General features: G+C 73.3%; 21 protein-coding genes. 10 read left to right on the forward strand and 11 right to left on the reverse strand.

The features are described from left to right. Window positions 1-52: 52 nt before the first annotated feature. Genes ACQP09_RS27505 through ACQP09_RS27515 form a run of 3 tightly spaced genes read right to left on the reverse strand, consistent with a single transcriptional unit; the run spans window position 53 to window position 2,028 of the window. Window positions 53-970 (reverse strand): aminoglycoside phosphotransferase family protein, encoded by a 918-nt coding sequence (locus ACQP09_RS27505; RefSeq protein ID WP_433404290.1) that lies wholly within the window; start codon window positions 968-970, stop codon window positions 53-55. Window positions 971-1,000: 30 nt separating this feature from the next. Continuing rightward, window positions 1,001-1,513, reverse strand: a complete 513-nt coding sequence (locus ACQP09_RS27510) for a ferritin-like domain-containing protein (RefSeq protein WP_433404293.1) — start codon at window positions 1,511-1,513, stop codon at window positions 1,001-1,003. Next, entirely contained in the window at window positions 1,510-2,028 is a 519-nt protein-coding gene (locus tag ACQP09_RS27515; RefSeq protein WP_433404295.1) for a hypothetical protein, read from the reverse strand. The genes ACQP09_RS27510 and ACQP09_RS27515 overlap by 4 nt, the downstream gene beginning before the upstream one ends. Window positions 2,029-2,204: 176 nt before the next feature. Here ACQP09_RS27515 and rimP point away from each other — a divergent pair, with 176 nt between their 5' ends. The 10 genes from rimP (at window position 2,205) to ACQP09_RS27565 (ending at window position 15,364) form a co-directional block, all read left to right on the forward strand. Further along, complete coding sequence (gene rimP / locus ACQP09_RS27520) at window positions 2,205-2,708, forward strand: ribosome maturation factor RimP (RefSeq protein WP_366423944.1); 504 nt, start codon at window positions 2,205-2,207, stop codon at window positions 2,706-2,708. 2 nt (window positions 2,709-2,710) lie between these two features. After that, window positions 2,711-3,751, forward strand: coding sequence for a transcription termination factor NusA (nusA, locus tag ACQP09_RS27525; RefSeq protein ID WP_404058817.1), 1,041 nt, complete (start codon window positions 2,711-2,713; stop codon window positions 3,749-3,751). 113 nt (window positions 3,752-3,864) lie between these two features. Then, window positions 3,865-4,143: a YlxR family protein gene (locus ACQP09_RS27530; protein WP_199787082.1), complete on the forward strand. Its 279-nt coding sequence runs from the start codon at window positions 3,865-3,867 to the stop codon at window positions 4,141-4,143. 148 nt (window positions 4,144-4,291) lie between these two features. After that, window positions 4,292-7,426 carry a translation initiation factor IF-2 gene (gene infB / locus ACQP09_RS27535; protein WP_433404300.1) on the forward strand — a complete coding sequence of 1,045 codons (3,135 nt, stop codon included), beginning with the start codon at window positions 4,292-4,294 and terminating at the stop codon, window positions 7,424-7,426. A gap of 198 nt (window positions 7,427-7,624) precedes the next feature. Beyond that, window positions 7,625-7,918 (forward strand): DUF503 domain-containing protein, encoded by a 294-nt coding sequence (locus ACQP09_RS27540; RefSeq protein ID WP_015611818.1) that lies wholly within the window; start codon window positions 7,625-7,627, stop codon window positions 7,916-7,918. 37 nt (window positions 7,919-7,955) lie between these two features. Then, window positions 7,956-8,432, forward strand: a complete 477-nt coding sequence (rbfA, locus tag ACQP09_RS27545; RefSeq protein ID WP_433404304.1) for a 30S ribosome-binding factor RbfA — start codon at window positions 7,956-7,958, stop codon at window positions 8,430-8,432. After that, window positions 8,429-9,328 carry a tRNA pseudouridine(55) synthase TruB gene (truB, locus tag ACQP09_RS27550; protein WP_433404307.1) on the forward strand — a complete coding sequence of 300 codons (900 nt, stop codon included), beginning with the start codon at window positions 8,429-8,431 and terminating at the stop codon, window positions 9,326-9,328. The genes rbfA and truB overlap by 4 nt, the downstream gene beginning before the upstream one ends. A 198-nt stretch (window positions 9,329-9,526) precedes the next feature. Further along, complete coding sequence (locus ACQP09_RS27555) at window positions 9,527-13,198, forward strand: serine protease (protein ID WP_433404309.1); 3,672 nt, start codon at window positions 9,527-9,529, stop codon at window positions 13,196-13,198. Between the two features lie 47 nt (window positions 13,199-13,245). Next, the gene (locus ACQP09_RS27560) at window positions 13,246-14,202 is read left to right on the forward strand and encodes a bifunctional riboflavin kinase/FAD synthetase (protein WP_433404312.1); all 957 of its coding nucleotides are present in this window, start codon (window positions 13,246-13,248) and stop codon (window positions 14,200-14,202) included. 49 nt (window positions 14,203-14,251) lie between these two features. Further along, a complete protein-coding gene (locus ACQP09_RS27565) occupies window positions 14,252-15,364 on the forward strand; it encodes an XdhC family protein (RefSeq protein WP_433404315.1) in 1,113 nt (370 codons plus the stop codon). Here the strand turns inward: ACQP09_RS27565 and ACQP09_RS27570 are convergent. The 8 genes from ACQP09_RS27570 to ACQP09_RS27605 all read right to left on the reverse strand — a co-directional run bounded on the left by ACQP09_RS27570 (window position 15,361) and on the right by ACQP09_RS27605 (window position 26,618). Further along, complete coding sequence (locus ACQP09_RS27570; protein ID WP_433404318.1) at window positions 15,361-16,680, reverse strand: MFS transporter; 1,320 nt, start codon at window positions 16,678-16,680, stop codon at window positions 15,361-15,363. The two genes, ACQP09_RS27565 and ACQP09_RS27570, sit on opposite strands and share 4 nt — an antisense overlap. Further along, window positions 16,677-17,270, reverse strand: coding sequence for an ArsR/SmtB family transcription factor (locus tag ACQP09_RS27575; protein WP_433406783.1), 594 nt, complete (start codon window positions 17,268-17,270; stop codon window positions 16,677-16,679). Before ACQP09_RS27575 ends, ACQP09_RS27570 begins: the two co-directional genes overlap by 4 nt. Before the next feature lie 116 nt (window positions 17,271-17,386). Next, window positions 17,387-18,406: an oligopeptide/dipeptide ABC transporter ATP-binding protein gene (locus ACQP09_RS27580; protein WP_433404321.1), complete on the reverse strand. Its 1,020-nt coding sequence runs from the start codon at window positions 18,404-18,406 to the stop codon at window positions 17,387-17,389. Continuing rightward, on the reverse strand, window positions 18,403-19,455 hold the full coding sequence (locus tag ACQP09_RS27585; RefSeq protein ID WP_433404323.1) for an ABC transporter ATP-binding protein: 1,053 nt from the start codon (window positions 19,453-19,455) through the stop codon (window positions 18,403-18,405). The genes ACQP09_RS27580 and ACQP09_RS27585 overlap by 4 nt, the downstream gene beginning before the upstream one ends. Then, entirely contained in the window at window positions 19,452-20,381 is a 930-nt protein-coding gene (locus ACQP09_RS27590) for an ABC transporter permease (protein ID WP_433404326.1), read from the reverse strand. Before ACQP09_RS27590 ends, ACQP09_RS27585 begins: the two co-directional genes overlap by 4 nt. Then, window positions 20,378-21,469, reverse strand: a complete 1,092-nt coding sequence (locus tag ACQP09_RS27595; protein ID WP_433404328.1) for an ABC transporter permease — start codon at window positions 21,467-21,469, stop codon at window positions 20,378-20,380. Before ACQP09_RS27595 ends, ACQP09_RS27590 begins: the two co-directional genes overlap by 4 nt. A 3-nt stretch (window positions 21,470-21,472) precedes the next feature. Then, on the reverse strand, window positions 21,473-23,350 hold the full coding sequence (locus tag ACQP09_RS27600) for an ABC transporter substrate-binding protein (RefSeq protein ID WP_433404331.1): 1,878 nt from the start codon (window positions 23,348-23,350) through the stop codon (window positions 21,473-21,475). 196 nt (window positions 23,351-23,546) lie between these two features. Further along, a complete protein-coding gene (locus tag ACQP09_RS27605; protein WP_433404334.1) occupies window positions 23,547-26,618 on the reverse strand; it encodes an SCO5717 family growth-regulating ATPase in 3,072 nt (1,023 codons plus the stop codon). Between the last annotated feature and the right edge of the window lie 224 nt (window positions 26,619-26,842).

Raw genomic sequence — 26,842 nt, forward strand, 5'->3', positions numbered from 1 at the left:
AAAGGCCCCCGCGCACGTGTGTGCGTGGGGGCCTTCGCCGTACGGCGAACCGTTACAGCCAGCCCGCGAACTCCAGGTTGACCTCGCCCATCTGCCGCCGCCCCTCGGCCAGCGCCCGGGTCCCCGACTCGACCGCCCGGAACAGCGTCCAGCCGTGCAGCCGTGCCTGGTCCACCTCCAGCGACTCCGCCAGCTTCTTGACCCGCCGCCGTGCCGTCACCGGCCCGCCCGGAGAGGCGATCAGATCCTCCACCCGGTCCCGCACCAGCCGGGCCAGGTCGTAGGCCCGCTCACCGACCAGCGGCTCGGGACCCACCGTCAGCCATGGCGCGCGCTCGCCGGAGAGCACCTTGCTCTGGCGGAAGTTGCCGTGCAGGAGCAGGAGTTCGGGAGCGGCCTCGACCAGCTCCGTACGGGCCGCGAGAGCCGTGTCCACCAGCGGCGCGAGCGCCGCATCGGCCTCGGCGGCCGCCCGCATGCCCGCCGTCTGCCGCCCGGTCCGCTCGGCCACGGTCTCGAAGGGGTGCCCGGCGGGCGGCTCCACCCAGAGCCGCCGGACCGTGCCCGCCGCCTCCAGGAGCGCCTTGGCCTCCGGCAGCGAACGCAGCGACACCTCGTGGTGCAGCCGCTCCAGCAGCAGCGCCCCGGACGCGTCGGGAGCGGAGCCCTCCAGCAGCTTCACCGCACCCCAGCCGTTCCAGTGCGCCAGCGCCGCCCGCTCCTGCTCCGGCTCGGCGCGCGGCGGAGCGATCTTCAGCGCGGCCGGGGTCCCGTCGGCCTGCCGGACCAGGAGCACCAGGGCGCTGCGCCCGCCCGGGGCGGCCACCCGCTCCACGGTGAGGTCCGGCCCGGCGGCGTCGAGCGCCTGTTCGGTGAGCGTGGGGAGGCGGTCCAGCCAGTCGGCCGCCGCGCCGCCCCCGTACATCTCGCCGAGCGCGCGCACCAGGCGCTGCGGCGGTTCGAAACCCATACGTCCGTTGATCCCTTTCCGGTCCCTCGGTCAGCCTTCGGGCGTGTCCGCTCCCGCGGCCTCCACCGGGCCCGTCTTCTCGGCCGGACCGGCGCCCGGGGCCCGCTCGGCGAGCCCCGGAAAGGCTACGTTGCCGCCCCGCCAGCGGGCCGCCCGCACGGCCGCCTCCCGCAGCGCGCCCGCCGCGTCGGCCCGCGCGGGTCCTTCGGTGGCCCGTACGAGATCGGAGCAGGCGCCCGCCACCCGGTCCTCCAGGACGGCGGCGAGACGCAGTGCCGACGCGGTGTCGGTAACCGCGAAGGGCAGAGCGTACGCGGCGTCGGCGGCGACCGGCGCACCGCCCAGGTCACGCACGCGCCGCATGAGCGCGTCCCGGCGCGCGCGGTGGCCGTCGTACGCCGCGCTCGCCTCGGTGCGCCGCTTCCCGGCGATCCGGCCGCCGAGCACCCCGTACCCGTAGACGGCCGCGTGCTCGGCGGCCAGCGCGGCCTGGGTGGCGGTGAGCGCGGGGGAGGGGGTCTCGTCCTCGGAGGGCAGGGTCATGACGAGGTCTCCTTGGCCAGCTCGGTCAGCAGGTACGCGTGGACCGCCGCGGCCGCGGCCACCGAGGCCAGCAGCCGGGCCAGCTCCGGTTCGGCGGTGAGCAGCGCCTCGGCGTGCGCGTCGGCCCGGCGGCGCTCGGCGGCGGCCAGCTCCCGCACGGCCGCCTTCGCGTCGGCGGAGACCGGACCGGGCGCGGGCGGGGCGGCGGCCTTTCGGCCCTTCACCGCCAGGGCCTTGGTGTGCTCCCGTACGGCCGTCCGCAGGGGCGCCAGGCCCTCCGCGAGCGCCGGGTGGGCCTCGGTGGCCAGGTCGTAGTGGGCGAGCGTCAGGGCGGCGGTGCGGGCCGCCGCCGTCCGCAGCCTCCGCTCCACCCGGACCGCTTCGGCCTCGGTGCGGACGGGACCGTTCCGGCCCGTGCTCTTGTCGTCGTCCCCGCAGCCGGTCAGCACCGCACCCAGTGCGAAAGCCCCCGTCGCGGTGAGCGCCCCCCTGCGGGTCGTCCCCGTGCTCCGCACGTTTCTCCTTCGGGCCGGGACCGATCCTGACAGGATCTGTCCTGAACTGATCACCGCACGCGAGCGTACCCGCGGTGACAGGGCGGGCGGACGGCAACACCCCTGGCGACCGGATACCCTTTGACCTGACACGCGACGATCCCCACAACAGCACACGCGGCCGAGGAGTCACCCGGATGAGCACCACCCAGAGCGAGAGGCTGCGCGGGCTGCTGGAACCGCTCGTCAGCGCGCGGCAGCTGGACCTGGAAGAGATCGAGGTGTCCCGGGCGGGCCGGCGTGGAGTGCTGCGGGTCATCGTGGACTCCGACGAGGGCGTGGAGCTGGACGCCTGCGCGGAGCTGAGCCGCGCGATCTCCGAGAAGCTGGACGAGACCGACGCGATGGGCGAGGGCGAGTACGTCCTCGAAGTCAGCTCCCCGGGCGCCGAGCGCCCGCTGACCGAGCCCCGCCACTACGTGCGCGCCACCGGCCGGCTGGCCAGGTTCCACCTCGCCGCCGACGGCTCCGGTGAGCTGGTCGCCCGCATCCTCGCCGTCGACGAGGACGGGCTGGACCTCGAAGTGCCCGGCGTCAAGGGCCGCAAGCCCACGTCCCGCCGCCTCGCCTTCGACGAGATCGCCAAGGCGCGCGTGGAGATCGAATTCAACCGCAAGGACAAGAAGGAAGAGGAGGCGTAGCCGTGGACATCGATGTGAAGCTTCTGAAGGGCTTGGCGCAGGACAAGGAGATCCCCTTCGACGTGCTCGTCGGGGCGATCGAGTCGGCCCTCCTCATCGCGTACCACCGCACCGACGGCAGCTACCGCCGGGCGCGGGTGAAGCTCGACGAGAACGGCCACGTCACCGTGTGGGCCAAGGAGGACCCGGCCGACCTCGAAGAGGGCCAGGAGCCCAAGGAGTTCGACGACACCCCCTCCGGGTTCGGCCGGATCGCCGCGACCACCGCCAAGCAGGTCATCCTGCAGCGGCTGCGCGACGCCGAGGACGACAAGACCTTCGGTGAGTACGCGGGCCACGAGGGGGATGTCGTCACCGGCGTCGTCCAGCAGGGCAAGGACCCGAAGAACGTCCTGGTCGACATCGGCAAGATGGAGGCCATGCTGCCGGTCCAGGAGCAGGTCCCGGGCGAGGAGTACACGCACGGTCTGCGCCTTCGTACGTACGTCGTACGGGTCGCCAAGGGCGTCCGCGGTCCGTCGGTGACGCTCTCGCGCACCCACCCGAACCTGGTGAAGAAGCTCTTCGCGCTGGAGGTCCCGGAGATCGCCGACGGCTCGGTGGTCATCGAGGCCATCGCCCGCGAGGCCGGTCACCGCACCAAGATCGCGGTCCGCTCCACCCGTTCCGGTCTCAACGCCAAGGGCGCCTGTATCGGCCCCATGGGCGGCCGGGTGCGCAACGTCATGGCCGAGCTGCACGGCGAGAAGATCGACATCGTGGACTGGTCGGACGACCCGGCCGAGATGGTCGCCAACGCGCTCTCGCCCGCCCGGGTGAGCAAGGTCGAGGTCGTCGACCTCGGCGCCCGCTCCGCCCGCGTCACCGTGCCGGACTACCAGCTCTCGCTGGCGATCGGCAAGGAGGGCCAGAACGCCCGCCTCGCCGCGCGCCTCACCGGCTGGCGCATCGACATCCGCCCGGACACCGAGACGGACGAGGAGCGCGAGACCGCCGACCGCGAGCGGGCCGAGCGGGCCCGGGAGCGCTCGGAAAGGCGTTGACCCGGAGCCGCTCCAGGGAATAGATCTTGGCTGTACGCCGCTGAGATCACGACAACATCCGTTCGATTTTTGCCCCAAAGGGGTGAGGTCGGTACGGGGAGGTAGACTAAAACGTGTCTGGCCGGACGCAAGCCCGCGCTTGCCCCGAGCGAACCTGTGTGGGATGCCGGGAGCGAGTGGCCAAGAGCGAGCTGCTGCGCATCGTGGTGGACGAGGGCGCCTGCGCCCCTGATCCACGCGGTACGCTGCCCGGCCGGGGTGCTTACGTGCACCCCACCTCTGTCTGTCTCGACCTGGCGGTTCGCCGCCGGGCGTTCCCCCGGGCCTTCAAGGCCAAGGGGCCGTTCGACACCGCGGCACTCACGCGGTTCGTCGAGCGGGTGACACCGTAAGAAAGTGAACGGCACGGGACCCCGTGCGGTCAGGTACCTCGCGAGTTGGAAGTAGGTCGAGATTGCGATGAGCACTCGATGAGTACGCGATGAGTACGCCCATGAAGTAGCGACGGTCCGGCGGTAACCCGGACCTAAAAGGAGCGAAGTGGCTAAGGTCCGGGTATACGAACTCGCCAAGGAGTTCGGCGTCGAGAGCAAGGTCGTCATGGCCAAGCTCCAAGAACTCGGTGAATTCGTCCGTTCGGCGTCCTCGACGATCGAGGCGCCGGTTGTACGCAAGTTGACCGACGCACTGCAGGGGCCCGGCGGCAACGCCGGCAAGTCCGCTGCCAAGCCTGGCGCGCCCCGCAAGGCGACGCCCGCAAAGCCCGCAGCGCCCTCCCCGGCCGCTGCGGCACGTCCCGCTGCCCCGAAGCCCGGCGCACCGGCCCCCAAGCCGGCCGCTGCCGAGGCCCCGGAGACCAGCGCCCCGGCAGAGCCCTCGGCTCCGTCGGCGGGCCCCCGTCCGGGTCCGAAGCCCGCGCCGAAGGCGGCCCCGGTGACCCCGGTCCCGGCCGCCGAGTTCTCGGCTCCGGCTCCGGCCCAGCCGGCCGCCCCCCAGCAGCCCCAGGCCCCGCGTCCCGCGGGTGCCACTCCCGGACCGCGTCCGGCCCGTCCGGCTCCGGCCGGCGGCCAGCGCGACGCCGGCCAGCGTGACGGTGGAGCCCGCGAGGGCGGCCAGCGCGGTGGCGAGCGTGGCGGCGACCGCCCCGCACGTCCCGCCGGCCAGGGCGCACCGCGCCCCGGCGGCGCCCGTCCGGCCGGTCCCCGTCCGGGCAACAACCCCTTCACCTCCGGCGGTTCCACCGGCATGGCGCGCCCCTCGGCGCCCCGTCCCGGCGGTGCCCCGCGCCCCGGTGGCGGCTCGGAGCGCCCCGGCGCCCCGCGTCCCCAGGGCGGCCCCGGCGGCGCCCCGCGCCCCCAGGGCGGTCAGGGTCAGGGCGGTGCCCGTCCCACTCCGGGCGGCATGCCCCGTCCGCAGGCCCCGCGTCCCGGCGGCGGTCCCGCCGGTAACCGTCCCAACCCGGGCATGATGCCGCAGCGTCCCGCTGCCGGCCCGCGTCCCGGTGGTGGCCCCGGCGGTGGCCGTGGTCCCGGTGCCGGCGGTCGTCCCGGCGGCGGCGGTGCGGGTCGTCCCGGTGGTGGCGGCGGCTTCGCCGGCCGTCCCGGTGGTGGCGGTGGCGGCGGCTTCGCTGGCCGTCCGGCCGGTCCCGGCGGTGGCGGCGGCGGTGCCGGTCGTCCCGGTGGTGGCGGCGGCTTCGGCGGTCGTCCCGGCTTCGGCGGTCGTCCGGGTGGTCCCGGTGGCCGTGGTGGCACGCAGGGTGCGTTCGGCCGTCCCGGCGGTCCGGCGCGTCGTGGCCGCAAGTCGAAGCGGCAGAGGCGCCAGGAGTACGAGGCCATGCAGGCCCCGTCGGTCGGCGGCGTCATGCTGCCTCGCGGCAACGGACAGGCCGTCCGGCTGTCGCGCGGTGCCTCGCTCACCGACTTCGCGGAGAAGATCAACGCCAACCCGGCGTCGCTCGTCGCCGTGATGATGAACCTCGGCGAGATGGTCACGGCGACGCAGTCCGTCTCCGACGAGACGCTCCGGCTGCTCGCGGACGAGATGAACTACGTCCTGGAGATCGTCAGCCCCGAGGAGGAGGACCGCGAGCTGCTCGAGTCCTTCGACATCGAGTTCGGCGAGGACGAGGGCGGCGAAGAGGCCCTGGTCTCCCGTCCGCCGGTCGTGACCGTCATGGGTCACGTCGACCACGGTAAGACCCGACTCCTGGACGCGATCCGCAAGACCAACGTGGTCGCGGGCGAGGCCGGTGGCATCACCCAGCACATCGGTGCCTACCAGGTCACGACGGACGTCAACGACGAAGAGCGCAAGATCACCTTCATCGACACCCCGGGTCACGAGGCGTTCACCGCCATGCGTGCCCGTGGTGCGAAGTCGACCGACATCGCGATCCTCGTGGTGGCGGCCAACGACGGTGTGATGCCCCAGACGATCGAGGCGCTGAACCACGCCAAGGCGGCCGAGGTGCCGATCGTGGTCGCGGTCAACAAGATCGACGTCGAGGGCGCCGACCCGACCAAGGTGCGCGGTCAGCTCACCGAGTTCGGTCTGGTGGCCGAGGAGTACGGCGGCGACACCATGTTCGTCGACATCTCCGCCAAGCAGAGCCTCAACATCGAGGCGCTCCTGGAGGCCGTCGTCCTCACCGCCGACGCCTCGCTCGACCTGCGGGCCAACCCGAACCAGGACGCGCAGGGTATTGCGATCGAGTCCCACCTCGACCGCGGTCGAGGTGCCGTCTCGACCGTCCTGGTCCAGCGCGGAACGCTGCGCATCGGCGACACGATGGTCGTGGGCGACGCCTACGGCCGGGTGCGCGCCATGCTCGACGACAACGGTCAGAACGTGCAGGAAGCGGGTCCCTCGACCCCCGTCCTGGTGCTCGGTCTCACCAACGTCCCGGGCGCCGGCGACAACTTCCTGGTCGTCGACGAGGACCGTACGGCCCGTCAGATCGCCGAGAAGCGTGCCGCCCGCGAGCGCAACGCCAACTTCGCCCGCAAGGGTGTCCGGTTCTCCCTGGAGAACCTGGACGAGGCGCTCAAGGCCGGTCTGGTCCAGGAGCTCAACCTCATCATCAAGGGCGACGCGTCCGGTTCGGTGGAGGCTCTCGAGTCCTCGCTGCTCCAGCTCGACGTCGGTGAAGAGGTCGACATCCGGGTCCTGCACCGCGGTGTGGGTGCGGTCACCGAGTCGGACATCAACCTGGCGACGGGTTCCGACGCCATCGTGATCGGCTTCAACGTGCGCGCCGCAGGGCGTGCCGAGCAGATGGCCGAGCGCGAAGGCGTGGACGTCCGGTACTACTCGGTCATCTACCAGGCGATCGAAGAGATCGAAGCGGCCCTCAAGGGCATGCTCAAGCCGGAGTACGAAGAGGTCGAGCTCGGCACGGCGGAGATCCGCGAGATCTTCCGCTCGTCCAAGCTGGGCAACATCGCCGGTGTGCTGGTCCGCTCCGGCGAGGTCAAGCGCAACACCAAGGCGCGCCTGCTGCGCGATGGCAAGGTCATCGCGGAGAACCTCAACATCTCCGGTCTGCGCCGCTTCAAGGACGACGTCACCGAGATCCGCGAAGGCTTCGAGGGCGGTATCAACCTCGGAAACTTCAACGACATCAAGATCGACGACGTCATCGCGACGTACGAGATGCGCGAGAAGCCGCGAGGCTGATCCACCTCGGGTCCGCAAGGATCCGCTGGTATTCGGCGGGGTTCCGGGGGTTCGCCCCCGGAACCCGGCCACCACGGTCGGGGCCGGTCGACGGGTCGTATTTCCGTCGATCGGCTCCGGCCGTTCCGGTACGGTTCTGATGTCTCCGCCAAGCTCTGGCGGGGCACGAACCCGAACCGGCGGGACATCCGGACACACATGTATGTGGGGACCCTGTCCTTCGATCTGCTCCTCGGCGACGTACGGTCGTTGAAGGAGAAACGCTCCGTCGTCCGTCCGATCGTCGCCGAACTCCAGCGCAAGTACGCGGTGAGTGCGGCGGAGACCGGCGGGCAGGATCTCCACCGCAGGGCCGAGATCGGCCTCGCCGTGGTCTCCGGTGACACCGGACACCTGACGGACGTGCTGGACCGGTGCGAGCGGCTGGTGGCCGCCCGACCCGAGGTGGAGCTGCTGTCGGTGAGACGGCGGCTGCACAGTGACGAAGACTGACACGCAAGCGAACACCAGAAGGAAGAGTGACGGACCGGTGACCGACAACGCGCGGGCCCGCAAGCTGGCCGATCGCATCCAGGTCGTGGTCGCGGAGACCCTGGACCGGCGAATCAAGGATCCGCGGCTGGGCTTCGTGACGATCACGGACGCCCGGGTCACCGGCGACCTGCGGGAGGCCACGGTCTTCTACACGGTCTACGGCGACGACGAGGAGCGCGCGGCCTCCGCCGCGGCGCTGGAGAGCGCCAAGGGCGTCCTCCGCTCCGAGGTCGGCCGGCAGACCGGGGTCCGGTTCACGCCGAGCCTGGCCTTCGTCCCGGACGCCCTCCCGGACAACGCCCGCACCATCGAGGACCTCCTCGACAAGGCGCGGGCCAAGGACGCGGAGGTGCGCGAGGTCTCCACGGGCGCCAAGTACGCCGGCGAGGCCGACCCGTACCGCAAGCCCGAGGACGACGAGGACGAGGCCTCCGACCCCGCCGACAAGAACGAGGGTCCCGCCTCCGCATGACCGAGCAGACCACCACGCCGGACGGCCTTGTCATCGTCGACAAGCCGTCCGGCTTCACTTCGCACGACGTCGTCGCCAAGATGCGCGGCATCGCCCGCACCCGCCGCGTCGGCCACGCCGGAACGCTCGACCCGATGGCGACCGGAGTCCTCGTAATCGGCGTCCAGCGGGCCACCAAACTGCTCGGCCACCTCGCGCTCACCGAGAAGGAGTACCTGGGCACGATCCGGCTCGGCCAGGACACCGTCACCGACGACGCCGAGGGCGAGATCACCTCGTCCACCGACGCCTCCGCCGTGACCCGGGAAGGCATCGACGCCGGGGTGGCCGCGCTGACCGGCGCGATCATGCAGGTCCCGTCCAAGGTCAGCGCCATCAAGATCGACGGCAAGCGGTCCTACGCGCGGGTGCGCGGCGGCGAGGAGTTCGAGATCCCGGCCCGCCCGGTGACCGTCTCCTCCTTCCGCGTCTACGACGTCCGAGAGGCCGTAGCCGAGGACGGCACGCCCGTCCTGGACCTGGTCGTCTCCGTGGTCTGCTCCTCGGGGACGTACATCCGCGCCCTCGCCCGCGACCTCGGCGCCGGACTCGGCGTCGGCGGCCACCTGACCGCGCTGCGCCGCACCCGCGTCGGCCCCTACGGACTGGACGCGGCCCGCACCCTGGACCAGCACCAGGAGGAGCTGACGGTGATGCCGGTCGCCGACGCGGCCGCCTCCGCCTTCCCGCGCTGGGACGTCGACGAGAAGCGCGCCAAGCTGCTCCTCAACGGCGTACGGCTGGACATGCCCGCCCACCCGCCGGGGCCGGTCGCGGTCTTCGGCCCGGACGGGACCTTCCTCGTGCTCGTGGAGGAGGAGAAGGGCAAGGCCAAGAGCCTCGCCGTCTTCGCCTGATCCCCGGATCGTATGGAGCGGGCACCCACCCCCCACCGGTGCCCGCTCCACCTTCCCCGCCCCGGGACCATCTCTGCTCCGCCAGGACACGCCTATTCACCCTGATGGACGGGCGCTCGGAGTGAATACCGGGGGCGCGGGGGGCGCGTTCCCGGTCCGCGCCCCTCCGTGCGATCACCGGCGGCCTACCGTCGGACCATGGGCAGTGGGGACCGGTCGACGCTGGTGAGAATCTGTGATCAGGCCGGCCGGCCGCGGGGGACGGGTTTCGTCGCGGACGACCGCGGCACGGTCGTCACCGCCCACCAGGCCACCGCCGCCCCCGGCCCGTACCTCCTGCACGGCACCGGCGGCCGCACCTGTTCCGTCGGCCCCGACGACATCACCGCGCTCCCGGCCCTCGGCCTCGCCCTCCTGCGTACGGGAGGCTCCGGGACGCTCGGCGTGGAGCCGCTGCCCATCGCCGTACGGGAGCGGACCGAGCCCGGACGGTACGTCGGGATCGCCGCCCACGGCCGCCGCCAGGCCCGCGTCCTCGGTACGGCCCCCGCCACCTACACCGCCCCGGACGGCTCCGGCCACGCCGTCCCGGCCGCCCTGGAGCTGGCCCTCGGCACCGACGGCCGCGATGCCCTGCGCTCCGGCGGCGCGGCGATCGGCGGACCGGTCACCGACCCGGCCACCGGCGCGGTCCTCGGCCTCCTCTGCACCGCCCTCATCACCCCGTACGAGTCCGCCGGGCTCGCCCTGCCGATCCCGCGCGGCGCCGACGCCGCCCTCGACGCCCTCCTCGTACGGAACGCCACCGCCGCCCCCGCCTACGGCCCCGACCTCAACCTCGCCGGCGCCCTCCAGCTCACCGCCACCTCCGTCGGCTCGGCGGACGGGCCCGAGGCACGCACCGCACCGGTCGAGCGCGAGGACATCCACGCCGAGCTGGCCGCCTTCGAGGCCGGTACGGGCACGGTCCTGGGCCTCGTCGGCGGACCCGGCACCGGCCGCACCACCGAGCTGGCCGCCCTCGCCGCCCGCCGCGCCGACGCCACGGCCCCCGCGCCCACGCTCTGGCTGCGCGGCGCCGACCTGCTCGCCGACGACACCTCCGTCGTGGACGCGGCCGACCGTACGCTGACCCGCTCGGCCCGGATCGTCGCCGCGGCCGGAGCCCTCGGTGACATGGCCACGGCCACCGCCGAACGCGTCGCCCGCCTCGCCGCCGACGCGGGCCACCCGCTCCTCATCGTCCTGGACGGCCCCGAGGAGATGCCGCCGCTCCTGGCCCACCGGCTCGCCGAGTGGACGGCGGCCACCGCAGGCTGGCTGCGCGAGCACGGCGTCCGGCTCGTCGTCGCCTGCCGCCCCGAACACTGGGAGACCGCCGGCGCCCTCTACCCGCCCGGCGCCCTGCACCGCCCGCACCGCCCCGCCCGGGCGCTGCCGCCGTCCCTGCGCCTGGCCGACCTCACCCCCGGCCAGGCCGACCGGGCCAAGGAGCGCCTCGGCATCCCGCCGCACGCCCTCGCTCCCGGCCACGACCGGCACCCGCTCACCCTGCGGCTCCTCGCCGAGGTCCGCGAGGCCCTGCCGCCCGGCGTCCCGGGCCGCCCCGACACCGAGGACGTCTTCGGCGCCCACCTGGACCTCATGTGCGTGCGCATCGCGGTCCGGGTCGCGGCCGCCGCCGGTGAGCAGCCGCGCGGCACCGCCGTACGCCGACTGGCCGCCCGGGTCGCGGGCCAGGTCCACGAGGCGGCCCGGCGGTGTCTGGGGCCGGGACAGGGGGAGCTGGACCGGGAGGCGTTCGAGGAGGTCTTCCCGTGGCGCACCGGGTGGGCCTCGGCCGTGCTGACCGAGGGGCTTCTGGTGCCGGCCGGGGCCGGTTACCGCTTCGCCCACGAGGAGCTGGGCGACTGGGTGCAGGGCGCGCATCTGGACCTGGACGCGGCGCTCCGCTCCCTGGTGCACCGCTGGCACCGGGGGAGCGGTGGAGCGGTGCGTCCGCCGAGCACCGGGGGAGAGCCGCGCTCCCTGCCCGTGCCCCGGCACCGGATCGGGCCGGTGATCCAGGCGATGGTGCTCCTCGGCCGCCGCCAGGGCACGGCCGCGCTCGCGCACCGGATGGCCGACCTGATCGAGGCGCTGGACCGGCTGTGGGCGGAGGACGGGCCGCAGGATGACGCCGCTCGCCGCCCGCACGACGAGGACGCCTCTCGCCGCCCGCACGACGACGACGCCGAGGGCCCCCGCCACCTCGGCCCGGCGGGCGCAGGGCACCGCCTCCGCCGTCCCCGCGACGAGGACGCCGCCTGGTGGGCCGCCCACCTCCTCGGCGGCAGCCTGCTCCGGGTGCCCGACGCGCGTCCGTACCTCGGTGTTCTCCGGGTCCTCGCCGGGCGCATCACCCGGCGCTCGGCCGCCGCCACCGGCCGGCCGGTGGAACCAGGGGCGTACGGAGAGTTCGGGCCCTGGTTCTGGCGGCGGCTCCGGCTGCCCGAGGAGGACCGGATCGACCTGCTCCGCCGCCTGGTGCCCGCCGACGGCGTACCCCGCACCGACGGCGACGAGCGGTACCTCGACGCCGTGGCCCGCCGCCTCGCGCTGGCCCCGGTCGCCGTGCAGCCGCTGCTCTGTCGCTGGTTCACCGACGAGCGCCCGCTGCTGGCCGTCGGCCCCGACGCGCCGGACGTGCCCCTGCGCCCCACCGTGGCCGCCGCCGCGCAGGCCCTGCTGTACGCCCGCCGCGACCTGGCCGTCGACGAGCTGACCGACGCGCTGATCGCCACCCCGCACCAGCGGGCCGGTGAGCTGCTCGCCGCCCTCGCCGAGGACGAGCCCACCGCGCTCTGCCGGGCCGTCGAGCGCTGGGCCCGCGACGAGGACCGCCCGGCCCGCCGCTCCGCCGCCGCCCGGTACGCCGGACTCCTCCAGCCCCGGATCACCGCCGACGGCGACCGGGCCCTGCTCCGCTCGGCCGCCGGGATCCTGCTCACCCGCTCCGAGGACGCCGAGCTCCACGCCGCCGCCCTCACCCTCCTCGTCCGCGACCCGAAGAGCCGGGGCCGCCACCTCCCGCAGGCGCTGCGCCTCTTCGCCCACGGCGACCCCCGCCTCCCCGTGGAGCTGCTCGCCGAGGTCTTCCCGCTCCACCCCGAGCCGGTCCTCGCCGCCCTCCGCGCCCGCCTGGCCCGCCCCGGCGACGGCGCGGCCACGGTCCTGCGGGCGCTGGCCGGACTCGACACGCCCGCACTCGCGCTGCACGTCGCCGGGCTCGTACGCGAGTACATCGACGCCCACCCCGAGGACGGCACCCACGCGGCGGAGTACGTCGACCTCCGCCTCGAACACGGCCCCGCCGCCCGCGCCCTCCTCCTGCCCCTGGTCACCGGCCTCCTCCGGGACCGCCCCGCCCCGCCACCGGTCCGCGCCGCACTGGCCCGGGTCCTCGCCGGAGCCGGGTCCACCGCGTCCCGGCCGCTGCGGGCCGAGCTGCTGGAGGTCCTGCTGGAGTTCGAGCAGTCCACCGGCCGCGACCCGGACGTGCTGGACGCGCTCCTCCAGGCCGCCGCAGCAGGTGCGGGAGCCCGCCCGGAGGTCCGTACGCGCGCGCTCGTCCACCGCACCGGCATGCTCCTCGTCCGCACTCCGGAAGGCGCCGCCCGCTTCGACCGCCGGCTGGTCGAACTCGCCCGGGACGTGCCCGGATTCGGCGGTCTCGTCATCCGCTGGCTCGCCGACGCCCCGCAGGAGTGGGCCGCGGTGGTCGGTCCCAGCGCCCGGCGCACGGTGGAGGCGTTGGAGACATCACGTCAGGCGATGCCGATGCCGATGCAGGCGGCGGGGCGTGAGCATGGCAGTCTTAGACCTGCGTAATCGGCATACATACACACGTACACAGGTTCGGGCGAGGAGCGGTCACAGTGCAGCGGTGGCGTGGCTTGGAGGACATCCCCCAGGACTGGGGACGCAGCGTCGTCACCATCGGCTCCTACGACGGCGTGCACCGCGGACACCAGCTGATCATCGGCCGGGCCGTCGAGCGCGCCCGTGAGCTGGGCGTTCCGTCCGTCGCCGTCACCTTCGACCCGCACCCCAGCGAGGTCGTCCGCCCCGGCAGCCACCCGCCGCTGCTCGCCCCGCACCACCGCCGCGCCGAACTCATGGCGGAGCTGGGCGTGGACGCGGTGCTGATCCTGCCGTTCACCGCCGAGTTCTCGAAGCTGTCGCCCGCCGACTTCATCGTGAAGGTCCTCGTCGACAAGCTGCACGCCAAGGCCGTCATCGAAGGCCCCAACTTCCGCTTCGGCCACAAGGCCGCCGGGAACGTGGCGCTGCTGACCGAGCTGGGCGCCACCTACGACTACACCGTCGAGGTCATCGACCTGTTCGTGACCGGCGCGGCCGGCGACGGCCAGCCGTTCTCCTCCACGCTCACCCGCCGCCTGGTCGCCGAAGGCGATGTCGCCGGCGCCGCCGAGATCCTCGGCCGCCCGCACCGCGTCGAGGGCATCGTGGTGCGCGGCGCGCAGCGCGGCCGTGAGCTGGGCTTCCCGACGGCCAACGTGGAGACCCTCCCGCACACCGCGATCCCCGCCGACGGCGTCTACGCGGGATGGCTGGAGGTGGACGGCGAGTCGATGCCGGCCGCCATCTCGGTCGGCACGAACCCGCAGTTCGACGGCACCGAGCGGACGGTGGAGGCGTACGCGATCGACCGCGTCGGCCTGGACCTGTACGGGCTGCACGTGGCCGTCGACTTCCTCGCGTACGTACGCGGCATGCTGAAGTTCGACACGATCGACGACCTCCTGGTGGCGATGGCCGCCGATGTGAAGCGGTGCAGCGAGCTGGTCGCCGCGTACGACCGCACGCACTGACGCACCCGCTCCCCGTGCGCCGCGCCTCCGGGCGGCGGATGCTGACAGGGTGCGCGACCTCCTGCCCGACCTCCGCTCCCGCTGCGCCGCCGGTACGCCTCTCGCCCTGGCGACCGTCGTCGCCGTCCACGGCAGCGCGCCCCGCGACCCGGGCGCGGTGATGGCCGTCGACGCGGAGGGTGTCGTACTCGGCAGCGTCTCGGGCGGCTGCGTCGAGAGCGATGTGTACGAGGTGGCCCGCGAGGTGCTCGCCGGGTCGGGGCCGCGCGTGGTGGCGTACGGGATCAGCGACGACGAGGCGTTCGGCGCCGGGCTGACGTGCGGCGGCACGATCGAGGTGCTGGTGCGCGCGTACGCCTCCGAGGCCGAGCTGGCCGATCTCGCGGCCCTGCTCGACCCGATCGCCGCCGATGTGCCGGTCGCGGAGGCCACCGTCCTGTCCGGCGAGGCGGAGACCGGCGCCCGGCTGGTGGTCCGCGCCACCGGCGTACACGGCACGCTCGGTTCCGAGGGGCTGGACGCCGCCGTCACGGACGACGCGCGCGGGCTGCTGGAGCAGGGCCTGACCGGCGTCCAGTGGTACGGAGCACACGGTCAGCGCCGGATGGCAGAGGTGTCCGTCTTCGTCCGTACGTACGCGCCACCGCCCCGCATGCTCGTCTTCGGCGCCATCGACCACGCGGCGGCCACCGCGCGCATCGGCTCCTTCCTCGGCTACCGGGTCACCGTCTGCGACGCCCGCCCCGCCTTCGCCACCCGCGAACGCTTCCCGACCGCCGACGAGGTCGTCCGCGCCTGGCCGCACGACTACCTGGAGGCGACCGAGGTCGACGCCCGGACCGTGATCTGCGTCCTCACCCACGACCCGAAGTTCGACGTGCCCCTGCTGATCGCCGCGCTGCGCACCCCGGCCGCGTACATCGGGGTCATGGGCAGCCGCCGCACCCACCACGACCGCCTCGCCCGCCTCCGTACGGCCGGAGTGGACGAGGCCCACCTGTCCCGCCTCGCCTCACCCGTGGGCCTGGACCTCGGAGCCCGTACGCCGGAGGAGACGGCGGTCTCCATCGCGGCCGAGATCATCCAGCACCGCTGGGGCGGGACCGGGCGTCCGCTCGGCGAGCTGACGGGGGCGATCCACCACGGGGGGCCTCGTCTCTAAGGACGCTCGCCGCTCGTCGCCGCCTCCCGCGGTACGCCGACCTCGCGTGAACGGTCCATGGCCCGCCACTCCGGCCGCAGTCCGGCCAGGGTCGTGGTGAGGAAGTACGCGGCCCCGCAGACGAGCAGCACCGGCGTCAGACCGGCGACCGTCACCGCCGCCCCGGCGAGCAGCCCGCCGAGCGGGATGCCGGACCAGGCCAGCGAGTCGCCGAGGGCGTTGACCCGGCCCAGCATCCGGCGCGGCACCCGTTCGATGAAGACGGCGCCCAGCACGGGGTTGATGAACCCGGCGCCGAAGCCGCTGACGGCGAAGACGGCCAGCACCACGCCCAGGGGGGCGTCCACCGCGAGGACCAGGAACCTCGGGGCCCCGGCCAGCAGGAACCCGATGAGGAACACCGCTCTGCGGGGCAGCCGGTGGGCGGCCATCGCGGCGATCAGGCTCCCGCCGGCCGCGGCGGCCCCCATCACCGTGCTGACCAGGCCGATCGCCGCCGGGCCGTTCCCCGACTCCCCGGCCCAGACGGGGATCATCAGGCTGGTCAGCGCCGCGTCCAGCAGGTTGGTGATCCCGACCACGACGATGACGGCGAGCAGCAGCGGATCGCCGCGCAGGAAGGTGAAGCCCTCGCCGAACCGCCGCCAGTAGCCCGGTTGCCGGTCGTCGGCGGGTGCTGCGGGGGCCACGGCCGGTCGTCCCGTCCCGCGCGGCAGTGCGACGGCGACGATCACCGAACCGAGGACGAAGCAGCCCGCGTTGACGACCAGACCGGTCATGGGGCCGAGCAGCGCCACCAGGGCGCCGCCCGCCGCCGGGCCGATGGTGGAGGCGAGCCGTTCGATCACGCCGGACAGGCCCATGGCCCGCTCCAGGGGGGTTCCTGCGCGCTCGGCGGCCTCCGGGACCATGACCTCTTTTGCCAGGTCGCCCGGGCCGCGCGCGGCCCCGATCACCGCGACCAGGCCCAGCAGGAGCGGGAAGGAGAGCTGGTCCAGGGTGTGCAGCAGGGGGATGGCCGCCGCGGCGGCCGCGCTCGCCAGGTCCATGGTCCAGGAGACGGTCCGCGGGCCCGTACGGTCCACCAGCGGGCCGGACAACGCCTTGAACAGGACGTACGGCGCCATCTCGCAGAAGGCGACCAGCCCGGTCCGGGTGGCGCTGCCCGTGGTGACGAGGACGAACCAGGGCAGAGCGATGAGGGAGATCCGGGTGCCGGTCACGGACGCGGCGATGGCCGCCAGCACCCCGGCCAGCGGCCGTAAGGACCGTTCGGCGGGTATGACGCCGGTGGCGCCCGGGTCCCCGGCGCTCACGGTGCCTCCGCTTCCGGGGCTGGGGCGGGGATTGGGGCTGGGGCGTCCAGCTCGGGCAGGAAGTGGGTGATGAGGCCGACCCGCTCCGCGCCCGCCGGAGCGGTCGCCGCGTTCTCCGGGGTGTCCCGCCGGTAGCGGCCGATGACACCCGACAACTCCTCGTAGAGCGCGGTCGTCTCCTCGGGGGTGAGCCGCAGAACCCAGTCGCTCAGGTCGAACCTCTCCCGCCAGGCGCGGGGCATCGTCTGCAGCCCGTTCAGCGCCTGCTGGGTGCGCAGGGCGTAGATGGAGGCGACGGACTGCTGGTAGGCGAGGGCGGCCTCGGGTTCCCGCTCGGCCAGTTCCGGGTCGTTGAACCAGGTCGTCCGGTGCACCGAACGCCACCAGCGCTCGCGGGCGTTGCCGCGTTCGGTGTCCTCCTCGACGAAGCCGGCCGCGCCGAGTTGCCGCAGGTGGTAGCTGGCCGTCCCGGAGCTCACCCCCAGCCGCTCCGCGAGACGGGTGGCCGTGGACGGGCCGTACTTCCGCAGCAGGCCGACCAGTTGCACACGGACCGGATGCGCCAGGGCGCGCAGCCCCTTGGCGTCCAGGACGACCGATCCCTCGTCCGGCGACGGGGCGTGGGAAGGGTCATGGCTGGGGTGCCGACGGGTGCCGGCCGGTGGACTGATCTACGCCCGCCACCGGACCCGCTGACGCACCGGCCTCAGGTCGTCCGCACGTCGGCGGCCCCACCCCCGGCCTCCCCGCCGCACGCCGCCGCCCAGTGGCAAGCCACCTGAGGGGCTCCGCCGCCGTTCAGCACCGGCAGGTTCACCGTGCGGCAGGCCTCCGCCACACCGGCCCGCTCCGCCTCGCCCGAGGCGAGGATCTGGCAGCGGACGTGGAAGCGGCAGCCGGACGGGACCTTCGAAGGGTCCGGCGGTTCGCCGCTCAGGACGACCGGTTCGGTCTCCGCCTCCGGGAGGACGGACAACAAGGCCTGCGTGTACGGGTGCCGAGGCGCCGTGAGCAGCTGCTCGACCGGGCCCGTCTCGACGATCCGGCCGAGGTACATCACCGCCACCCGGTCCGCGATGTTCCAGGCCAGACCGAGGTCATGGGTGACCACCAGTGCCGAGAGGCCCAGTTCGTCGCGGAGGCGGAGGAGGAGGGCCAGGATCTCACCCCGTACCGAGGCGTCCAGCGACGCCACCGGCTCGTCCGCCACGATCAACTCCGGTTCCAGCACCAGTGCACCGGCGATCACCACGCGCTGGCGCTGGCCGCCGGACAGCTCGTGCGGATAGCGCAGGAAGAAGCGTTCGGGGGGCCGCAGTCCGGCCCGGGAGAGGGCCTCCGAGACGGCCGCCCGCTCGTCGCCCGCGTACCCGTGGATGCGCAGGCCTTCGGCCACCGCGTCGTACACCGTGTGGCGCGGGTTGAGCGAGCCGCTGGGGTCCTGGAGCACCAGCTGTACGCGTTTCCGGTACGCCTTGAGCGCCCGGCCCGCGTAGTCGAGCGGCGCACCCGCGAAGGTGACCCGGCCGGCGGTCGGCGGGACCAGGCCGAGCAGTGAGCGGGCCAGCGTCGTCTTGCCGCACCCCGACTCACCGACCAGCGCGACGATCTCGCCGGGCCGGATGTCCAGGTCGACGCCGTCGACGGCGCGGGCGGTGGCGGCGCCGCGCCGGCCGGGGAAGGCGACCTTCAGGGCCTCGGCGCTGAGGAGGGGGGCCGTGCTCATGAGGTGCTCCTAGCCTTGCCGTCCGTGTCCACCAGTACGCACGCCGCCCGTCGCTCGCCGCCCGCCTCGCGCAGCTCCTGGTCCTCCGTGGCGCAGGAGTGCAGCGCCACCGGGCAGCGCGGATGGAACGTACAGCCGTCCGGCAGTGCCGCCGGGTCCGGCGGGTCGCCCGGCAGGCCGCGCGGGGCGCGCCGGGAGGAGAGGTCGCCGATCTTCGGGAAGGCGGCGGAGAGCGCTTGGCCGTACGGGTGGCGGGCCTCCGCGTACACCTGCCGGGCCGGGCCCTCCTCGACGACCCGGCCCGCGTACATCACCGAGAGCCGGTCGCAGGTGTCCGCCAGCACCGCCAGGTCGTGGCTGATCATGATCAGGCCGACGTCCTGGTCGGCCACCAGCTGCTCGATCAGCCGCAGGATCTGGGCCTGGATCATCACGTCCAGCGCCGTCGTCGGCTCGTCCGCGACGATCAGGCGCGGATCGCAGGCGAGCGCCATCGCGATCATCACGCGCTGCCGCTGACCGCCGGACAGCTCATGCGGGTACGCCTGCGCGCGGGCGGCGGGCATGCCGACCTGTTCCAGCAGCTCTCCGGCGCGCTGGCGGGCGGCGGCCGGGGTGGCCTTGCTGTGCAGCAGGATCGGTTCGGCGATCTGGTCCCCGACCCGGTGCACCGCGTTGAGCGAGTGCATCGCGCCCTGGAAGACGATCGACGCGCCGGCCCAGCGGACCGCCCGCAGCCGCCCCCACTTCATGGTGAGGATGTCCTCGCCGTCGAGCAGGATCTCGCCGGTGAGCTTGGCCGACGCGGGCAGGAGGCGGAGCAGCGCGAGGGCCAGCGTCGACTTGCCGCAGCCGGACTCCCCGGCGATCCCGAGCTTCTGCCCGGCCTCGACCCGCAGATCGACGCCCCGTACGGCCGGGACGGTGCCTCCGTACGTGACGGTCAGGTTCCGCACCTCCAGGAGCGGCGGGTCACCGACCGGTTTGGAGAGGTCGGGCGCGGCGGACGGGTCCGGGTTCGGCGGAGTGGTCGTGGTTGTCGCCGTCAACGGGACACCCCCAGCTTGGGGTTGAGCACGGACTCGATGGCGCGGCCGCAGAGTGTGAAGGCGAGTGCGACGACGGCGATGGCGAGTCCGGGCGGGGCGAGGTACCACCAGTTGCCGGAGCTGACCGCGCCGGCCTCGCGGGCGTCCTGGAGCAGCCCGCCCCAGGAGACGATCGTCGGATCGCTGAGCCCGAGGAAGGCGAGGGTCGCTTCGGTGAGGATGGCGGTGGAGATCACCAGCGTGGTCTGGGCGAGCACCAGCGGCATGACGTTCGGCAGGACGTGGCGGGACATGATGTGCCGGTGGCCGCCGCCGAGCGCCCGTGAGCGTTCGATGTACGGGCGGGACTCGACGGAGAGCGTCTGGGCCCGGACCAGGCGGGCGGTGGTCGGCCAGGTCGTCACGCCGATCGCCAGGATCGTCGTCCAGATCGACCGGGAGAGGACCGTGGCCAGGGCGATGGCCAGAACCAGGGTCGGCATCACCAGGAACCAGTCGGTGATACGCATGATGACGGTGGCGTACCAGCCCTTGAAGTGGCCCGCCGTGATCCCGATCAGCGTGCCGATCGCCACGGAGAGGAAAGCGGCCAGCAGGCCGACGGTGAGCGAGACCCGGGTGCCCCAGAGCATCAGGGCCAGCAGGCTGCGGCCGAACTGGTCGGTGCCGAGCGGGAACTGACCGCTCGGCGCCTCCATCGGGCCGCCCGGCGCGTCGGTCACGCTCTTCGAGTCGGCGCCGACCAGCAGCGGAGCCGCCAGCGCCAGCAGCGCGATGACCACGAGCACGGCGAGGCCGACGAGTCCGGCGCGGTGCGTGCGGTACTGCTGCCAGAACCGGAGCGCGGCCTGCCGCCGCCGGGCGCGGGCGAGAGCGCGCGGGCTGTCCGTCCGTACGTTTTCGGGTTTGTCGGTCGTGACAGTCATCGGCCCACCCGGGGATCGAGCAGCGGATAGATCACATCGGCCAGCGTGTTCATCAGGATCACCGCGGAGGCGAAGACGAAGAACAGCGCCTGCACCAACGGCAGGTCGGGCACGCTCAGCGCCTGGTAGAAGAGGCCGCCGAGGCCCGGCCAGGAGAAGACCGTCTCCACCAGGATCGCCCCGGCCACCGTCGTACCGAGGTTCACGAAGAGCAGCGTCACCGTCGGCAGCATCGCGTTCGGCACGGCGTGCTTCCGGCGTACGAGGTCGTCCCGCAGCCCCTTGGCGCGAGCGGTCGTGAGGTAGTCGCTGCCCATCTCGTCCAGCAGCGAGGAGCGCATCACCAGCAGCGTGCGCGCGTACTCCACCGCCACGAGCGTGATGACGGGCAGCACCATGTGGTGCGCGATGTCGAGGACGCGGTCGAAGCCGGTGGTCGTGCCGGACTCCATGCCTCCGGTCGGGAAGAGGCCCGGGATCGGGCCGATACCGACCGACAGCGTGATGATGAGGAGCAGGCCGAGCCAGAACGACGGCACCGAGTACAGCGTCAGCGCGAACGCGGTGTTGGTCCGGTCGCCGGCGGAGCCGTTGCGCCAGGCGGAGCGGGCGCCGAGCCAGATGCCGAGCAGCGTGTAGATGACGAAGGCGGTGCCGGTGAGCAGCAGGGTGGCGGGCAGCGCCTCGGAGATCTTGTCGATGACGGGCGCCCGGAACTGGTACGACGTACCGAAGTCGCCGGTCAGGGCCTTGCCGCAGTACTGCGTGAACTGCTGCCAGAGCGGCAGGTCGAGTCCGAACTCACGGCGCATCGCCGCGATCTGTTCGGTCGACACCTGACGCCCGCCGGTCATCTGCTTGACCGGGTCGCCCGGGATCAGCCGGAAGAGGAAGAAGCTGGTGACGAGGACGGCGAAGAGGGAGACCGCCGCACCGGCCAGCTTGCCCGCCGCGTAGCGGAGGTAGGCGGCCGTGGAGCGGGAGCGCGGGGAGCGGGCCGGCGGCCCGGCCGGAGCCGGGCCGCCGGACGCGGTGCTCTCCACGCCTGCCGCGCCTTTGACCAGCGCGGGAGTGGATTCTGAGCTCATGGACTATTCACGGTCTTCCGCGGTGGAGCGGCGACGCATGGCGAACAGCAGTCCGCCACCGGCGAGGACGACGACGGCGATCCCGACCCCGACGAGCACTCCGGTGGAGGAGCCACCGGAGTCGGAGGAACCGGACGAGGAGGCCCCGGCGGCCGGGACCGCCGACCACCAGCTCCAGTAACCGTCCTGGCCGTAGATGTTGCCCGCGGCCGCCGGCATGGTGGTGATGGACTTGATGTGGTCGGTGCGGTAGGCCTCGACGGCATTGGGGTACGCCATGACGTTCATGTACCCGGTGTCGTACAGCCGCGACTCCAGTTGCCGCACAAGATCCGCCCGCTTGGCGGGGTCGTACTCCGCCAGTTGCTTCTTGTAGAGCTCGTCGTACTGCTTGTCGCAGATGAAGTTGTCCGTCGCGGCCGACTCCTTCGCCTTGGACGGCAGCGCGGCACAGGTGTGGATGGAGAGGACGAAGTCGGGGTCCGGGTTGACGGACCAGCCGTCGAAGGCGAGGTCGTACTCACCGGCGTACCAGGGGTCGGAGACGTTGTCGAGGCAGTCGACCTTCAGCCCGATGCCCTGCTCGCCCCACCACTCCTGGAGGTACTTGCCGATCGCCTTGTCGTTCGGGTCGGTGGCGTGGCAGAGGATGCGGAAGTTCAGCGGCTTGCCGTCCTTGCCGACGCGCTTGCCCGCGCTGTTCTTCTCGTACCCGGCCTGGTCCAGCAGGGCCGAGGCCTTCGCCGGGTCGTAGGCGAGCTTCTGACCGGCCGACGGCTTCCAGAAGTAGTCGGAGAAGCGCGGCGGGATGTAGCCCTCGCCCTCCACGGCGTGGCCCTGGAAGACCTTGTCGATGATCGTCTTGCGGTCCACCGCCATGAACAGCGCGTGCCGCACCTTCTGGTCCAGTAGCGCCGGGTGGCCGTCGCCGAACTTCTGGCCGTCCTTGGTACGGGCTCCGGGGTTGACGGCGAGCGCGAAGAAGCGGCGGCCCGGCGCGTCGTTGACCTTGATGTCCGGGGCGTTCTCCAGCGAGGCGGACTGAGCGGGGGTCAGGCTCGGGCTGCCCGCGACGAAGGACACCTCACCCTTGCGCAGGGCGGCGACGGCCGCGTCCTGGTCCTTGTAGTAGCGGAAGACCAGCTCGTCGAACTTGGGCGAGCCGCGCCAGAAGTCCTTGTTGGCCTTGAGCTTCACGAAGCTGTCGACCTTGTAGTCCGTCAGGATGAACGGGCCGTTCCCGACGACGGGGAAGTCCTTGTCGTTGTTGAACTTGGAGAAGTCCTCGACCTTCTCCCAGACGTGCCGGGGCACGATCGGCACGTCCAGCGCGGCCATGGTGGCCTGCGGCTCCTTGAGCTGGATGACCAGCTTGTCCTTGCTGGGCGCGGTCACTTTCTCGAAGTTGCCGACGAAGCTGCCGTTGGAGGTGGCCGCGCCCTCGTCGGTCATCATCTTGTTGAAGGTCCAGGCCGCGTCCTCGGCGGTGGCCTGCTGCCCGTCGGACCACTGCGAGTCCGACCGGATCGTGTACGTCCACGTCAGCTTGTCCGCCGACGGCTCCCAGGCGGTGGCCAGGCCCGGGATCGCCTTGTTGTCCTTGGCGTCGTAGTTGGTCAGGTAGTCGTACATGAGCCGGTGGATGCTCGTGCTCAGCAGCCGCTGGGCGAGGAACGGGCTCAGCGAGTCGACGCTCTGCGCGACGGCGACCGTGAGCGTCGTCTTCCCGTCGTCGGCGCGGGCCTCGGAAGGCGCGGGCGCGAGCGGGTTGCCCGGGACGACGGCCCCGGCGGTGAGCGCCAGGGCGGCCGCGCCCGAGGCCAGCAGGGTGCGCAGGCGCCTGCCGGGCCGGGGGGTGCGGGAGGAGACTCTTGTGACCATGGACGGGGACCTCGCGTCATCACTCGCTTGAGAAGGCGGGTTGATCTCTGGTTCGCCAGCTGGTGAAGCGAAGGTTTATCAGCGGTCGCGAGGCTCGTCAACGGTCCGTCAAACCGCGTGTGGGCTGGGAAAACAGCGATGAGGGCCCGCACCGCGCGAGCGGTGCGGGCCCTCATTGGTGTAGACCTCTAACGCCTTACTGGTGAGGGGCCTGCGGTGGCTGCGGAGGCGTCTGCTGCCACCCGGCCGGATCCACCGGACCCTGCAGATCGGGCTGGCCTGCCGGGTTGTCCTGACCACCCGGCTGACCACCTGTCGGACCCTGCGGAGGGGCGGCGGGGGCCGGTGCACCCGACTGGCCCTGCGGCGGAGGCGACTGCTGCCACCCGTTCTGCGGCCCGGCCGGGCCGGGCTGCGGGGGATAGGGCTGCTGCGGGGGCTGGGGAGCGCCCTGCTGATATCCCCCGTACGGCGGCTGGGGCTGGGGCTGGTGGGTGGGGTAGGGGTGCTGGCCCGGGAACGGCTGGCCGGGGATGGGCTGGCCCGGGGTCGGCTGGCCGGGCATCGGCTGGCCTGGGTGAGCTTGCTGGGCGGGGTGGCCCGGCTGGCCGTGGTGTCCCTGCTGGCCCGGGTGTCCCTGCTGCCCCTGCTGGCCGGGGTACGGCTGCTGCTGCGGCTGGTAGGGCTGGCCGGGGGCGGGCTGCTGGGGGGCGTACGGCTGCTGGCCGCCGGGGCCGCCCGGCTGCTGCTGGGGCGGGTAGGGCTGCTGGTGCGGGGCGTGGGGCTGGTGCGGCGCGTGAGGCTGGTGGCCTGGGTGGCTTTGCTGTCCCGGCTGGCCCTGCTGGCCGGGGATCGGCTGGCCCTGCGCCGGGTAGCTCTGCTGGCCCGGCATCGGCGGGGCGTACTGCGGGGGCGGGTTCTGGCCGTCCGCCGTCCACAGGCCCTGCTGCTGCTGAGCGCGCGCGAAGTCCTCCGCGACGAGGGCCGAGAGGTTGAAGTACGCCTCACGCGTCTTCGGCCGCATCATGTCCAGGTCGACCTCGGCGCCTGCCGCGAGGTGCTCGTCGAACGGGACGACCACGACACCCCGGCAGCGCGTCTCGAAGTGCTGCACGATGTCGTCGACCTTGATCATCTTGCCGGTCTCGCGGACGCCCGAAATGACGGTGAGCGAACGCTGCACCAGGTCCGCGTACCCGTGCGCCGAGAGCCAGTCCAGCGTGGTGGAGGCGCTGGAGGCACCGTCGACCGAGGGCGTGGAGATGATGATCAGCTGGTCGGCGAGGTCCAGCACGCCGCGCATGGCGCTGTAGAGGAGGCCGGTGCCCGAGTCGGTGAGGATGATCGGGTACTGCTTGCCGAGCACGTCGATTGCGCGCCGGTAGTCCTCGTCGTTGAACGCCGTGGAGACCGCCGGGTCCACGTCGTTGGCGATGATCTCCAGGCCGGACGGAGCCTGCGAGGTGAACCGGCGGATGTCCATGTACGAGTTGAGGTACGGGATCGCCTGGACCAGGTCGCGGATCGTGGCCCCGGTCTCGCGCCGCACCCGGCGCCCGAGCGTGCCCGCGTCCGGGTTGGCGTCGATGGCGAGGATCTTGTCCTGCCGCTCGGTGGCCAGCGTCGAGCCCAGCGCGGTCGTCGTCGTGGTCTTGCCGACGCCGCCCTTGAGGCTGATGACGGCGATCCGGTAGCAGGAGAGCACCGGCGTACGGATCAGCTCCAGCTTCCGCAGCCGCTCGGCCTCCTCCTTCTTCCCGCCCAGCTTGAACCGGGAGGCGGCGGAGGGGTTACGGCTGCTCTTCGCCTTCTGCTTGCCGCGCACGAGCCGGTCGGAGGAGAGCTCGACGGCGGCCGTGTACCCGAGCGGCGCGCCCGGCACGGAACGCTCGCGCTGGTCGTGCGTGACCGGCGTCGGCCAGGCGCCACCGGCGCGCGGGTCGACGGGCTGGCCCGGGGTGCCTTGGTGGCCCGGCTGCTGCTGGCCCTGCTGGGCGTGCGGTGGCTGGGGCTGTCCGGGCTGCTGCTGCCCCTGCTGTGGCCCGCCTTGCTGTCGGTACGGCTCCGGCTGCTGCGGGACAGGCAGGTTGGGGGAGGCCTGCGGGGGAAGAGGTGCCGACTGCTGGGCCTGCGGGAAGCCGTAGCCGCCCGGTGCACCCTGCGGAGGCAGCTGCTGGTGCTGCTGTTGCTGCGGGAAGCCGTAGCCGCCCGCGCCCTGGGGGTCCTGCGGCGGCTGAGTGGCCTGCGGGAAACCGTAGCCGCCGGGGGCCTCGTGGGGCGGGACCGGGGCGGGCCACTGCGCCGCGGGCTGCGGGGCGGTGGGCTGCGGAGCGGCGGGCTGGAAGGCGGGCGGCAGCGGAGGCAGCGCGCCACCCTCGGCGGGCGCGGACCACGGCACCGGTGCCGCGGACGGCTGCGGTACGGGAAGGGCGGCGGGCGGGGCGTCCTGAGGAGCGGCGGCCTGCGGTACGGCGTCGGCCGGGGAGCCTGCCTCGGTGTCGGGAGTGCCGGCACCGGGCGTACCGCTGCCGTCGTCGTCGGTGTCCGTACCGCTGCTGCTCCGGGCGCTGCTGCTGTCCGCGTCGTCGTCCGCGCCGGCCGGGTCGTCCGCGTCCGCCGGTTCCGGTACGGCAGCGGAGCCCGCGTGCTCCGGAGCCCCCGGGGCGGCCGAACCCGACCCCGTACCGTCGACGTCCGAAGAGCCCGATTCCGTACGGGAGGAAGCCGGCCCCGGCTCCGTACCGGACGAGCCGGAACCCGACTCCGTACCGGACAGGTCCGCACCCGGCTCCGCACCGGAAGCCTTCGCCGCCTCGCGCTCCGCGATCTCCCGCTTGAGGGCGGCCGGGGAGAAGCGCATCGTGGCGCCGCTCTCCACATCGCCACCGCCGAACGGGCCCGGGTCACCGGACGTCTCGGCGGATGCGGCCGGAACAGCCGCCTCCGCGGCCGCGGGCACAGCGGGCTCGGCGGGCGTGGGCGGCGGCGTGGCCGTGGGCGGTGCCGGGGGAGCGGGGGTCCGGTCGGGGGCGAACCCGGGCTGGGACGGCTGCTCCGGAACCGAGACCGGGGTCCCGTGCGGCGGCGGAGGCGGTGCCAGGTGCGAGCCCGCGCCGCCCGAAGAGTCCCCCGCCGCGTTCTGCGTGTACCAGGCGGGAGGGGTGTAGTCGATGGTGAACTCACCCGTCATCTCGGCGGGATCCGCGTCGGACGACTCGTCGACGGGCGTGTTCCATCCGCCGCGGATCTCGTCCCGATCGCTGTTCACTGTGCCTCCTGGTGTGGTCGAGCACCCTTGTGCCGTGGTGGGTGGGGGCGACCGGTCTCATCGGGCCCGGTACGCCCGGCTCTCCCCCTTGCGACGCGCAACCCGCTCGCGGGTTTTCCTGTGCCGCGCCCCACCCACCCTAATCGCCATGGGGCGCACTCCGGCAGGCCGTACCGCCCGGCAAAGAACGGCGAAGGGTGGCGGCCTGGCCCGGCCGCCACCCT

It is taken from the genome of Streptomyces sp. CA-146814 (assembly GCF_050942385.1).
Lineage (GTDB): Bacteria > Actinomycetota > Actinomycetes > Streptomycetales > Streptomycetaceae > Streptomyces.